Below are 13,067 nucleotides of genomic sequence, written 5' to 3' on the forward strand. Positions count from 1 at the left end.
GCCCCGCGGGCGCCAGCCCGCGCCGCCCGCGCCGTCGCCCTCGTCGGTGCCGTCGGTGCCGTCGGTGCCTGAGCGTGGTCTGGCCGAGGCGGAACGGGTCGAGCTGACCGTCGACGCGGTCGCCCCCGGCGGGCACTGCGTGGCCCGGGTGGACGGGCAGGTGGTCTTCGTCCGGCACGCGCTGCCCGGCGAACGGGTCATCGCCGAGGTCACCGAGGTGCACCGGGGGTTCGTCCGGGCCGACGCGGTGACCGTGCTGGAAGCCTCACCGGACCGGGTCGAGCCGCCCTGCCCGTACGCGAAGCCGGGTGCCTGCGGCGGCTGCGACCTGCAACACGTCGCCCCGGAGGCGCAACTGGCCTGGAAGACCGCAGTGGTCCGCGAACAGTTGATCCGCCTGGGTGGGCTGACCGACGCGCAGCTGGACCGGCTCGGCGTCCGGGTCGAGGCGCTGCCCGGCGGGCTGCTGGGCTGGCGTTCCCGGGTCCGCTACGCGGTGGACGCCGCGGACCGGGCCGGCCTGCTCAAGCACCGCTCGCACGAGGTGGTGCCGATCGACCGCTGCCGGATCGCCCACCCGGCCATCCAGCAACTGCCGGTGCTCACCGAGCGCTGGCCGGCCGCCGAGGCGGTGGAGACCGTCGCCAGCACCGGCGGGGACGTGACAGTCACCGCGACCCGCGCCGGGGTGGGCACCCCGGTCAGTGGCCCGACCGAGGTTCGCGAGGTGGCCGCCGGCCGGGACTGGGCGCTGCCCGCGTCCGCGTTCTGGCAGGTGCACCCGGCCGCGGCGGACACCCTCGCCGCGGCGGTGCTGGAGTTGCTGGACCCGCGGCCCGGCGAGACCGCCTGGGACCTCTACGGCGGCGCCGGGCTGTTCGCCGCGGCCCTCGCCAGCCGGGTCGGCGACGCCCGGATCACACTTGTCGAATCGAGCCGGGACGGGGTGGAAGCGGCCCGCGCCAACCTGGCCGACCTGCCCCGGATCGAGGTGGTGGCCGCCCGGGTGGAGACCGCGCTCGCCCGCCGACGGATCACCGGCCCGGTCGACGTGGTGGTGCTCGACCCGCCGCGCTCGGGCGCGGGCGCCCAGGTGGTGCGGGACATCGCCGCCGCCGGCCCGCGTGCGGTCGCGTACGTGGCCTGCGACCCGGCGGCCTTCGCCCGGGACGTCCGCACCTTCACCGAGCTGGGTTGGCGGCTGGCGGCGCTGCGGGGCTTCGACCTGTTCCCGATGACGCAGCACGTCGAGCAGGTCGGGCTGCTGCTGCCGCCGGTCGGGCGCTGACCGGAGATCCTCGTCTCCGCCCCTCCGGCGACGGCCCGCGGATCCGGCTCTGACCAGGCGCTCAGTCGATCCGCGCGGCTCGGGCCACTCGGCCCGGGCTGCGGAGTGCCAAGCGGCCGATAGACTCTCCGGTCATGAGTGTTGAAGAGGACACGGCCAACCACGGCCGGTTGCTGGGGACGGTCCGCGGCCCGCAGGACGTCAAGCGGATGTCCGGTGAGGAACTGGACGTCCTCGCCGCCGAGATCCGGGACTTCCTGATCGCCAAGGTCTCCCGCACCGGCGGGCACGTCGGGCCCAACCTCGGTGTGGTCGAGCTGACGCTGGCCATGCATCGCGTCTTCGACTCCCCCCGAGACCGGCTCCTGTTCGACACCGGTCACCAGTCGTACGTACACAAGATCCTCACCGGCCGCCAGGCCGGCTTCGACAAGCTCCGCCAGCGTGGTGGCCTCTCCGGCTATCCCAGCCAGGCCGAGAGCGAGCACGACCTCATCGAGAACTCGCACGCCTCGACCGCGCTCTCCTACGCCGACGGCCTGGCCAAGGCGTACGCGCTGCGGGGTGAGGCGCGCAGCGTCGTGGCCGTCGTCGGCGACGGCGCGCTGACCGGCGGCATGTGCTGGGAGGCGCTGAACAACATCGCCACCGCCGGCAACTCCCTCGTGATCGTTGTCAACGACAACGGCCGGTCCTACTCGCCGACCATTGGCGGGCTGGCCGACCACCTCTCGTCGCTGCGGCTCAACCCCGGCTACGAGAAGGTCCTCGACACGGTCAAGGACGCCCTCGGCTCCACGCCGCTCGTCGGCAAGCCGATGTACGAGGTGCTGCACGCGGTCAAGAAGGGCATCAAGGACGCGGTGGCCCCGCAGGCCATGTTCGAGGACCTCGGCATCAAGTACGTGGGCCCGGTGGACGGGCACGACGTGACGGCGGTCGAGGCGGCGCTGCGCGCGGCCAAGAACTTCGGCGGCCCGGTCATCGTGCACGCGGTCACCCGCAAGGGCTACGGCTACCGCCCGGCCGAGGAGGACGAGGCGGACTGCCTGCACGGCCCGGGCAGCGCCTTCGACGTGGAGACCGGCGCGCTGCTGGCCGCCCCGTCGGTGAAGTGGACGCACGTCTTCGCCGACGAGCTGCTGGCCGTCGCCGACGAACGCCCGGACGTGGTGGGCATCACCGCCGCGATGGCCGAGCCGACCGGCATCGCCAAGCTGGCCCGCAAGTACCCCGAGCGGGTGTACGACGTGGGCATCGCCGAGCAGCACGCCGCCACCTCGGCGGCCGGCCTGGCCCTCGGCGGCCTGCACCCGGTGGTCGCCGTCTATGCCACCTTCCTCAACCGCGCCTTCGACCAGGTTCTGCTGGACGTGGCGATGCACAAGCTGCCGGTGACCTTCGTGCTGGACCGGGCGGGCATCACCGGCCCGGACGGCCCCAGCCACTACGGCATCTGGGACATGTCCGTCTTCGGGGTGGTGCCCGGCCTGCGGATCGCCGCTCCCCGCGACGCCGCCACGCTGCGCGAGGAACTGCGGGAGGCGCTCGCCGTCGACGACGGCCCGACCGTGGTGCGCTTCCCGACCGGCGCGGTCGCCGCGGACCTGCCGGCGCTGCGTCGGGTCGGCCCGGTCGACGTGCTGGCCGAGTCGGCGCGTACCGACGTACTACTGGTCGCCGTTGGCTCCTTCGGCCAGCTCGGCATGGAGGTCGCCGCCCGGGTCGCCGAGCAGGGCTACGGGGTCACCGTCGTCGACCCCCGTTGGGTGCGCCCGGTGCCGGCGGAGCTTGTCGACCTGGCGGCCCGCCACCGACTGGTGGTCAGCGTCGAGGACGGCGTCCGGGTCGGCGGGGTGGGCGACGCGCTCGGCCAGGCGATGCGCGACGCCGATGTCCGGGTGCCGCTCAAGGACCTGGGCGTACCAGCCGACTGGCACCCGCACGGCACCCGCGCGCAGATCCTAGCCGACCTGCGCCTGACCGCCCAGGACGTGGCCCGCGACGTCACCGGTTGGATCTCCGGCCTGGACGCCACCCCGGACCGCCTCACCCCCACCAGCAACGCCTCCGCGCAAAACTGACCCCCGCGACACCTTCGGCGGGCGGCCCCTCCGGGACCGCCCGCCGTCGCACGCTCCAACGACCCCGCGCCGAGCCCCGCCTGCCTGTGCCCCGCCTGCCTGTGCCGCGCCTGCCTGTGCCGCACCGATCTTGCACTTTCGGTTGTCGCAATGCGCTTTTCGCCACTGTTTGTCGCCGCAGAAAGTGCAAGATCGCGGGGGCCTCGGCGAGGGCGGGGCGGGGCCGGGGTGGGGCCGGGGCGGGGTGGGGTGGGGTGGGGTGGGGTGGGGTTAGTGGGGTTTTACTGAGCGGTAGTGGGTTTTGTCGGAGTTGGCGAGGCTGTAGGTCTGGGAGCGGGACGGGCTGGGGATGACCGCCAGGCCGGGGCGCTCGACCAGCAGCGGAGTGCCCGGAGGGACGGACAGGGAGCTGTCCCGGGTGGCCCGCCAGCTCAGCACCACGAGCGGCTGGCCGGGCACGGGCAGTTGGTACGCCTGCAACGGGGTGGCCCGGTCCGCGGGCGAGACGACGGGTGCGCCGCCGTCGGCCGGTCGGTAGATCACCGCGGTCATCGCGCCGGCGTCGGTATCCCAGCTGAGCTGCTGCAACTCCGCCGCCGCGCCGCCGCCGAGGGCCACCTCGCCGAGCGAGCGGACCGTGAGTTTCGCCATCGGCCAGGACGTCGGCACCGAGCGGGGGGCGTCCCGGTCGCCGATCCGACGCGGGATGCTGCCGAACGGACCCCGGTCGCCGGCCAGCACACAGGTGTCCAGGCCGGTCAGCGCCCGCCGGCCCGTGCCGGACTCGTCCCGGACCAGGGGATAGCGCGGATCGACGGTGCCGGTGCCCAGGTCGAGCAGCCGGTCGGCGGCCCGCCCGCGGGGCAACGACTCGGTGGTTCGGAGGGTCGCGGTCACCGCGACAGCCGTGCAGGCCGGCACGTCGACAGGCGCGCTGAGGCCGTCCGCGACTGTCAACGTCCGATCCTGCGGCCCGACCAGGGTCTGCACCCGGGCGGAGAGCAGGTAGCGCCGGCCGCCGGCGGTCTGCACCGGCAGCACATCGGAGTAGACGAGGTAGCCCGGGTCGGTGTATTCGGAGGCGCGGGTCACCGCGTACCGGTCGCCGTCGCGGGTGAGTTGCAGCAGCCAGGAGGCGCTCTCGCCGGGCACGTCGGCGGCCACGATCGCCATCGGGGCGCCGTCGACCCGACCGGAGAAGAGGATGCCGGACGTGGGGAGGTGCGCACGGTCGTCGGACGGCGACCGCCAGTCACGAACCGCGTCGGTGACCGCGGCCGTCGCCGTGGCGTCCCCCGAGAGGTCACCGCGTGGCGGCCACACGGCCAGCGTGCCGTCCAGGCTGTCGTACCCGACCCGCAGGTCCTTCGGCTTCCGATCGGCGACCGGACCGCAGGCCGCGGTGACCAGCAGCGCACTCAGCAGGACGGCGAGCGTTCTGCCGTACCGACGGCCTGGAGTCACCTGGCCCGCCCCCGATCGCCTCGCCGTCGCTGTCGGAAAGCGCCATAGTACGAGATGTCCGGTGCCGGACCTCAGGTGGTCGTCGCCAGACCGACCACAGTGGACGTCACCGGGCCTTTAGTGCGTTTTGGTTGCTCCGGTAGACTCCGCCGACTGTGACGCCTGCCGAGTCCCGCGCCCTGCCCGCGCCGCACCCGGAGTCGGCAGCCGGCTCCGACGAGATGGTGAGCTATCGCACTCCGGCCGGCCTCTTCGTCGGCCCCGCCGCCCTGACCAGCACCTCCACCGCACCGGCCGAGGCCCCGCGCACGACCGGTCCCACGCTCGCCGCCCCCGTCGAGGCCACCGCCCCCGCTCCCGCTGCGCCCGCTCCGGCTGAGACGGCTGCGCCCGCTCTGGCAGAGAGCGTCGCGCCGGCTCCGGCCGACGTGGCGGACGAGTCCGGGGAGAGCGCGGCGGCCGTACCGTCGCGGGCGTGGTGGCGTCGGTGGACGCGGCGGCGGCAGCACCTGGCGGTGGGCGGGTTTTTCCTGCTCGCCGCGGTCTGGGTGACCATCCGGATCTGGCTCGACCCCTCCGGCCGGGTGGCCTCGCTCTACACCGGTGACCCGGCCCAGGTGCAGTTCTTCCTGGCCCACTCGGTACGGGTGGTGCTGCACGGCGAGTACCCGTTCTACACCGAGCAGTTCAACTACCCCGACGGCGTCAACCTGATGGCCAACACGGCCGTGCTGGCGTTGGGCATCCCGATGGTCCCGGTGACGCTGCTGTTCGGGCCGGCGGTCTCCTTCGTGCTGCTGGTGACGCTCGGCCTCGCCGGCACCGCGATGGCCTGGTACCTCATGCTCTCCCGCCACCTGGTGCGCACCCCGCTCGCGGCGGCGGCCGGCGGCTGGTTCTGCGGGTTCTCGCCCGCGATGCTCTCGCACGCCAGTTGGCACCCGAACATCATCAGCCAGTTCCTGCTGCCGTTCATCGTCTGGCGGGTGCTGGTGCTCACCCGGTCTACCCGGCCGGTCCGCGACGGCGCGCTGCTCGCCCTGCTGGTCACCGCGCAGGCGTTCATCAACGAGGAGATCCTGCTCTTCACGGCGTTGGCGTGCGGCGTCTTCCTGCTGGCGGTGCTCGTGCAGGAGCCCGCCCGATGGCGGGCCGCGTGGCGGCCCCTGGGCGCTGGTGTGGTGACCTGCGCGTTGCTGGCCGGGGCGCTGCTGGCGTACCCCCTGTACGTGCAGTTCGCCGGGCCGATGGCCTACCACGGGCTCAGCGACGCGGTGAAGGACTACGGCAACGACATCGCCGCCTTCTTCGCCCCGGGCTCGCCCACCCTCGGCGGCAACCAGCGCGCCAACATCAATCTCGCGCCGAACTACTCCGAGGAGAACGCCTTCTTCGGCTGGAGCCTGTCGCTGATCGCCATCGGCATCGTGGTCTGGCTGCGCCGGGAGCTGATCGTCCGGGCGCTCGCGGCGACGGGCCTGCTCTTCGCCGTGCTCTCACTCGGCGAGCGCGTCTCGTGGTGGGATCGGGAGCTGGTCACCGGGCCGTGGCAGATGCTCGTCCACCTGCCGCTGCTGGACGCGGTGGTGCCGACCCGGTTCGGTCTGATCACCAGCGTGGTGGTCGGCCTGCTGCTCGCGCTCGCCGTCGAACGGGCCTGGGCGTTGCGTCCTGCCGAGCGGCGTGCCGTGCGGACGCTCACCGCGGCGGGCCTGGCGTTCGCCCTGCTGCCGATCGCCCCGATGCCGCTGCGGATGGTCTCCCGGCCGCCGGTGCCGGACTTCATCACCGCCGACCGTTGGCGGGCGTACGTCGGGCCGGACCAGACGCTGGTGCCGATCCCGGTGCCCAGCATGGGCAACACGCACGGCATGCGCTGGGCGGCGGCCACAAACCTCGACTTCAAGATCCCCGGCGGTTACTTCCTCGCCCCCCGCAACGGCAACACCGGTGACGCCGGCCGGTTCGGCGGCCGACCCAGCGGGGTGGGCCAGATGCTGGAGGAGGTGGCGACGACCGGTCGGATGCCGAAGCTGGACGACCGGCAGCGCCGTCGGTTCGCCGACGAGCTGCGGCACTGGCGGGCGGCGATCCTGGTGCTGCCGCTGCGGCAGCAGAACGCCGAGCCGCTGCGACGGACGGTCGAGGAGCTGGTCGGTCCGGGCCGTCAGGAGCTGGACGTCTGGGTGTGGGACGTGCGAGCGCTCACCGACCGTTCGGTCTGACAGCCACCGGGGACGACGTCGCCCCCGGTGGCGGCCAGCACGCCCTGGCTCGGGGGCCTGCTCGACCGATCAACCCACCAGGGCCCGGACGTCCCAGACCCACACGTCGTCGACCCGCTGCGGCGGCCCGATCAGGCCGGTGACCAGCTCGCGCAGCACCGTCTCGCGCGGGTGCGCCCCGAGCACCACCACCGACGCCCGCCAGAACCGCAGGTCCTCGACGGCCTGGCGGCGGTTCTCGTCGGTGAGCGCCGGGACCGCGTCCTTGTCCATGGTCGAGTAGATGAGGCTGCTGGTGGGCCGGTTCGGCGCGCCGAAGACCCCCTCACCCAGCTCGTTCGGGCCGATGAAGTAGCCGCCGGGCACGGGGAACTCCTGCCCGGTCAGCGCACTCCAGCGCAGGGTCGGCAGGCCGTGCACGTTGCTCGGGATCGGCACCGGCACCAGGGTCCGGCCCGCCGGCACGTACGGTCGCCAACCGCCCGCGGTGATGAAGTGCGGTGGCGGGTCGATCTGCTGGGCGGGCAGCGGGCGGGGGAAGAGCGGCAGCACGGCGAGGGTGACCGCCGCGTACCCCACCGGGCGCAGCCACCGACGGCGCGCCGCGACCGGCGCGGATGCGCCCGGGTCGTCGGACGTCGCCGGGGTCGGCTCGTCGACGCGCTGGGCCGGCACCCGCGCGGGCTCGGCCACCGCGCGCCCCTGGCGGTGCGCGACGTCCCAGGTCAACGCGAGTAGTACGCCCACCGCGGCGGCGACCACGAGCGTCAGCCGGGTCGGCATCATCATCTCGACCAGCGGCAGGTCGTCCGGCACGTACGACCACGGGCCGCGCACCGCGGTCTCGACACCGTCGAAGCGCACCATCGGCCCGATCGCGGCCACGGTGAACACCACGATCAGCACCGCGACGATCCGGGTGACGAGCGACCGGCGCACGAGCAGCACCAGCGACACGATCGAGAGCAGCACCAACGGCCAGCCGAACCAGGTGTTCTGCTCGGTCAACCCGATCGTCGTCTCCACTGCCGGATCTCCGGCCCAGGTGTCGCGGGCGAAGGTGACGAAGGCCATCAGGTCCTCGCCCCAGTTGTGGAAGACCCCGCCCTGTAGGCCCCGGTAGGACTGCGGGCCGTTGAACTGGTACCAGATCGGGTACGCCGCGAGCACAAGCGTCAGCCCGGCGGCGACGCCCAGCCCGGCCAGGAACGTGCGAGCCGCGGCCCAGGCGGCCCGCGGTCGCTGCGCGGCGTACGCCAGCACGACCACCAGGCAGGCCAGTGCCGTGAGCAGCAGCATCTCCTCGTTGATGAAGATCTGGTACGTCACCAGCGCGCCGAGCACCAGCCCGTTGCGCCGCCACCGGCCCGCCTCACCGAGGCGCAGCACCCGCACCACGATCAGCGGCAGCAGGAAGTTGGACACGAAGTTGGGCTGACCGTTGGCGTGGTGGATGATCCCCGGCGCGAAGCCGAGGAACGCGCCGCCGACGAAGGCCGCCGCGCGGGAGCGCACCAGGTGGCGGGAGAGCATCCAGTACCCGGTGCCGGCGGTGGCCGCCAGCGCCGCACCCAGATAGAGCGCGTACATCACCTGGGGGCCGAGCAGCATGGTCAGCGGGGCCAGCGGCAGGGTCACCCCGAGCAGCGAGGTGTTGGCGATCATGTTCACCCCGTCCGGGGCGTTCTGCCGGGCCGTGAAGAGCGGGTTCTCCAGGTGCCGCACCGAGTAGGCGCCGTGCGCGAACAACCACTCGAACCAGCTGTGGTCGGTGGGCAGGTGCGAGGACACCCGGCTGGTGACGTCACCCCAGTAGTTGAGGCAGACGAAGATGCCGAGCAGCACATAGGCTCCGAGGGCCAACAGGTCGGCTCGGGCCGGGCGGCGTCGAGGCCGCCGTGTCGGCTCGACCTCGGCCGGGTCGGCGTCGGTAACGGGATTCAGCGAAGGGTCTACCACCGGCACAGCCACGACGCGCCATCGTACAGGCGCGGGCCCGTCGCTTTTGCCGGGCCGGTGCGCTCACGGTCGGTTTGCCGGACATCACCGCGCCGGCCAGCGGGACGCGGTCACGGAAGGACGGTCGGTGTCGATCATCGAGTTGGGCGAGATCCGGGACGAGCCCGCGTCGGCGCCTCGGGTCCGCGCCCCGCGCGCCGTTGGTCGGCCGATGCGCGGCGCCGCCGTGCTGCTGCTCGCCCTGGTGCTGCTGGCCGGCGCGACACCGCTGCCGCGACGGACGGTGAGCATGGTGCCGGCATCGGCGGCCTCCAGTGCCTTCCTCGCCGAGGACAGCGTCTTCGTCTTCGACCCGCCGGCACCGGACAAGGACCGCTACCTGACCGCGTACGCCCAGCCGGCGCCGAACGGCGCCGCTATGCGGCGGCGGTGGCAGGCACCGCTGCCCCACCCCGACAGCTACCTCGGCGTCCGGGTCGAGCAGGGGCTGGTGCTGGCCGTGGGTGCCGAACCCGGGAACGGGGTGCTCGAGACCACCGCCTTCGACGCCGAGACGGGCCAGCAGCGATGGCGGCATCCGGGGACACCGGTGCCGATCGCCGGCGGAGGGCTGCTGTTGACCGACTCCCGCCAGAGCGGTGCGGACGGGATGAGCCGCGTCGAGCCCGACACCGGCCGGGTGCTCTGGTCGGTGCCGCTGCTGTCGCCGGCGGGCCCCGGCTTGCACCTGACCGACGGTCGGATCGACATGTTCGTGCTGGTGCAGCCGACCGGCGAGGTGCAGGTGCACGACGCCGTCACCGGCCGCCTGCTGCGCAGCCTGGACACACTGCCGGGCGGCCGGAAGGCGGTGCAGCAGGCGCAGGTCGTCGACGATCTGCTGCTGCTCCTCCCCGCCGAGGACGCCCCGGTGGTGGCCTACGGGCTGACCGACCTGAAGCCGCGGTGGACGGCCAGGATGTCCCAGGTGTCCTACGTGGCGGGTTGCGCCGACCTGCTCTGCGTGTCGCACCAGCGCGGCAGCCTCTGGGTCCTCGATCCGGCCACCGGCGCGGTGCGCTGGTCGGACTCGGGCGAGGAACTGCTGATCGACGTGCGCGGCGACCGGCTGCTGATGTCCGGGTCCGGCCAGCGGTTCGCGGTGCGCGACGCGGCGACCGGGCGACGGTGGACCGAGTTGGGCGAGTGGGACCTGGTGCCGGTGCTCCGCCCGACCGATCCGCTGGTCGGGCTGCGGCGCGGCGACGACGGCCGGATGGTCGTCGCCGAACTGGACCTGGCAGCCGGCCGGGCCAGAGTCCTCGACATGCTGCCGGACGTCGCCGGCAGTTGCCAGGCGTCCCTGCCGCTCCTGCTCTGCCAGCGTCTCGACGGCTCGGCCACGCTGTGGCGGCTGGCACGATGACCGGCCCGGTGATCGACCTCGGTGAGCTCCGGCACGGCCCGGATCCGGTGCCGCTGCCCCGCCCACCCCGCGCGGTCGGTCGGCAGTTGCGCTGCGCGCTGGTCCTGCTGCTCGTGCTGGCGACGCTCGTCTCCGCCGCCGTGCCGCCGCCTCGGCCCGCCACTGTGACGTTGCCGGCGCAGGTCGCCGCCGAGACGCTGTTCACCGCCGACCTGTTCGTGGTCCTCGACCCGGACCCGGAGCAGCCGACGCGGCGGCGGATGAGCGCCTTCCGGCTACCCGACGGCGGATCGCTCTGGCAGACCGCGGTGCCGGTGCAGGGCCGGAACTGGGAGATCACGGCGGCGGGCGACACCCTGATGGTCACGGTCCACGAGGTGCTGCCACCCGAGCCGAGCGTCCTGTCCCTGGCGTTCGACCGGGGCACCGGGGCGTACCGCTGGCAGCAGCCGGGCCACCCCACAGTGCTGGCCGACGGCACCGTGTTGCTGCAGTCCGGGGCCGACGAAGAGCCGGTCAGCCTGCGCGCGGTCGATGCCTGCTGCGGCGCCGTGCGCTGGCAGTTGGCCGACGCCGCCGAGTACGTCAGCTTCCGGCACGACGCCCGGGGGGTGGACCGGCTGGTGCTCCACCGGGGGAAGGGGTTGACCGAGGTGCGTGACGCGATCACCGGCGTGGCGCTGGCCCGGGCCGACCTGCGCCCACCCGAGGGTGGGTCGTACGAGTCGGTGCAGGTGGTGAACGGCCTCCTGCTGGCCAGCCAACGGGCGCCGGCCACGATCACCGCCTACGGGCTGGACCGGCTGGACCGGCGCTGGAGCACCACCATGACCGATCCGATCGACTTCATCGACGACTGCGGTCCCGTCGTCTGTGCGCGGCGAAACGGCGCCGAGCTGTGGGGGCTCGATCCCGCGACCGGCCAGGTGCGGTGGAGCAGCGACCGCTGGGCGTGGATGATCCCGCTTGAGGGACGGCTGGTGTCCACCGCGGCGAGGCCCGTGGTCGTCCCTCCGCAGCCGCTCGTCGTGCTCGATCCGATGACCGGCCGGGAACTGGCCGAACTGGGCCGGTGGGAGCTGGCCCAGGGCGGTCCCGACGGCCCGCTGGTCGGCGTACGTCTGCACCCGGACGGCGGCGTGGTCGTCGCGGAGTTGGACGTCCGCGCCGGGAAGACGCGTGTGCTGGACGTGCTCCCGGACGTCACCGGGAACTGCCAGTCGATCGTCGGCTTCCTCCTGCCCTGCCAGCTTGTGGACGGCTCGTACCGGCTGTTCCGGGTGCCCCGGTGAGCGGCTCGGTGATCGACCTCGGCGAGGTGCGGCACGGGCCGGAGCCGGAGCCGTCGCCCCGCCCACCCCGCGCCAACGGCCGGCCGTTGCGCTGCGCGCTGGTCCTGCTGCTCGTGCTGGCCACTCTCGCCGCCGCCGGAGCGCTGCCGCCGAGGCGGGCCGTGGTGACGGTGCCCGCCCAGGCCGGTGCGGACGTGCTTGTCGACGACGACCTGGTCCTGGTGATCAACCCGGTCACCACCCAGGCGCCGCAGTGGCGGCTCGCCGCCTTCCGGCTGTCCGACGGCGAGCCGGTCTGGGACGTGCCGCTGCCCGGGCAGGCCCGCTACTGGGGAATCCTGCCGAAGAGCGGAATGCTGTTGGTCACCGGTCACGAGATCGGCGCGGACCCTCGGGTCAGCCTCACCGTGGCGCTGGACCGCGCGACCGGGGCGTACCGCTGGCAGCAGCCCGATAGCCCCGTCGAGATGGCCGACGGCAACCTGCTGCTGCAGTCCAACGGCGAGGAGGAGCCGGTCCGCCTGCGGTCGGTCGATCCCTGCTGTGGCACGGTGCGCTGGCAGCTGACCGCCCCCACCGTCGGCGTGAACGCGCAGACCGTCGGCGAGAAGGCGGAGCGGCTGCTGCTCACCGACGTGGGCGGGCCGGTCGAGGTACGCGACGCGCGGACCGGCGCGGTGCTGGTCCGCGCCGACCTGCGCCCACCCGGTGGCGGGCCACTGACGTACGTGCAGGTGGTGGGCGACCTGGTGCTGACCGTCGGTGGCGAATCGAAGACCATCACCGCGTACGGGCTGGACCGGCTGGACCGGCGCTGGAGCACCACGGTAGGCGAGGTCGACATCGTCCAGGACTGCGGCAGCGTCCTGTGCCTGCAAACCCGCTCCGCGGGGCTGTGGGCTGTCGATTCCGCGACCGGCGAGGTGCGCTGGCGCAGCGACCGCTGGTCGTGGGCCTGGCCGTCCGGCGGCCGGCTGATGGCCAGCGTGCGCAGCAGCGATCCGGCCGGGCAGTTCTTCGTCATCGACGCGTGGACCGGCCAGGAGCTGGCCGACCTGGGCCGGTGGGAGCTGTACCAGCTCGACACCCGCGGCCGTCTGGTCGGCGTCCGCGCGCATCCGGACGGCGGGGTACTGGTCGGGGAGTTGGACGTCCACGCCGGCCGGACGCGCGTCGTGGACGTGCTGCCGAAGGCCACCGGCACGTGCCAGGCGATCACGGGCCACGTGCTGTGCGCCGGCTCCGGCGGCTCGTACCAGATCTGGCAGGTGCGCGACTGACCACCGGTCGGCCTGGGCGGGCGGCGAGGGAGGATTGTTGCCGGCTGGCACTAGGTTGTCGGTGGTCAGC

The 13,067-nt window shown here is 73.5% G+C and carries 8 protein-coding genes; 6 read left to right on the plus strand and 2 right to left on the minus strand.

Going from position 1 to position 13,067, the window contains the following annotated elements; all coding sequences use genetic code 11:
• Nucleotides 1-64: 64 nt before the first annotated feature.
• Nucleotides 65-1,288 carry a class I SAM-dependent RNA methyltransferase gene (locus tag ACLQ29_RS18300; protein WP_425772717.1) on the plus strand — a complete coding sequence of 408 codons (1,224 nt, stop codon included), beginning with the start codon at nucleotides 65-67 and terminating at the stop codon, nucleotides 1,286-1,288.
• Between the two features lie 134 nt (nucleotides 1,289-1,422).
• Complete coding sequence (gene dxs / locus ACLQ29_RS18305; RefSeq protein WP_425772718.1) at nucleotides 1,423-3,372, plus strand: 1-deoxy-D-xylulose-5-phosphate synthase; 1,950 nt, start codon at nucleotides 1,423-1,425, stop codon at nucleotides 3,370-3,372.
• Between the two features lie 270 nt (nucleotides 3,373-3,642).
• Here dxs and ACLQ29_RS18310 read toward each other — a convergent pair whose 3' ends face one another.
• Entirely contained in the window at nucleotides 3,643-4,836 is a 1,194-nt protein-coding gene (locus tag ACLQ29_RS18310; RefSeq protein ID WP_425772719.1) for a hypothetical protein, read from the minus strand.
• Between the two features lie 155 nt (nucleotides 4,837-4,991).
• Here ACLQ29_RS18310 and ACLQ29_RS18315 point away from each other — a divergent pair, with 155 nt between their 5' ends.
• Complete coding sequence (locus ACLQ29_RS18315) at nucleotides 4,992-7,061, plus strand: hypothetical protein (RefSeq protein ID WP_425772720.1); 2,070 nt, start codon at nucleotides 4,992-4,994, stop codon at nucleotides 7,059-7,061.
• Nucleotides 7,062-7,130: 69 nt separating this feature from the next.
• Here the strand turns inward: ACLQ29_RS18315 and ACLQ29_RS18320 are convergent, their stop codons facing one another.
• On the minus strand, nucleotides 7,131-9,032 hold the full coding sequence (locus ACLQ29_RS18320; RefSeq protein ID WP_425772721.1) for a hypothetical protein: 1,902 nt from the start codon (nucleotides 9,030-9,032) through the stop codon (nucleotides 7,131-7,133).
• Nucleotides 9,033-9,147: 115 nt separating this feature from the next.
• On the opposite strand from ACLQ29_RS18320, the gene ACLQ29_RS18325 reads away from it, so the two are divergent.
• Genes ACLQ29_RS18325 through ACLQ29_RS18335 form a run of 3 tightly spaced genes read left to right on the plus strand, consistent with a single transcriptional unit; the run spans nucleotide 9,148 to nucleotide 12,997 of the window.
• Entirely contained in the window at nucleotides 9,148-10,425 is a 1,278-nt protein-coding gene (locus ACLQ29_RS18325) for a PQQ-binding-like beta-propeller repeat protein (RefSeq protein ID WP_425772722.1), read from the plus strand.
• A complete protein-coding gene (locus ACLQ29_RS18330) occupies nucleotides 10,422-11,717 on the plus strand; it encodes a PQQ-binding-like beta-propeller repeat protein (protein ID WP_425772723.1) in 1,296 nt (431 codons plus the stop codon). Before ACLQ29_RS18325 ends, ACLQ29_RS18330 begins: the two co-directional genes overlap by 4 nt.
• Nucleotides 11,714-12,997 carry a PQQ-binding-like beta-propeller repeat protein gene (locus ACLQ29_RS18335; RefSeq protein ID WP_425772724.1) on the plus strand — a complete coding sequence of 428 codons (1,284 nt, stop codon included), beginning with the start codon at nucleotides 11,714-11,716 and terminating at the stop codon, nucleotides 12,995-12,997. The genes ACLQ29_RS18330 and ACLQ29_RS18335 overlap by 4 nt, the downstream gene beginning before the upstream one ends.
• Nucleotides 12,998-13,067: the final 70 nt, after the last annotated feature.

Origin of the sequence: Micromonospora sp. DT228 (genome assembly GCF_049841595.1) — a bacterium.
Classification (GTDB): domain Bacteria; phylum Actinomycetota; class Actinomycetes; order Mycobacteriales; family Micromonosporaceae; genus Micromonospora.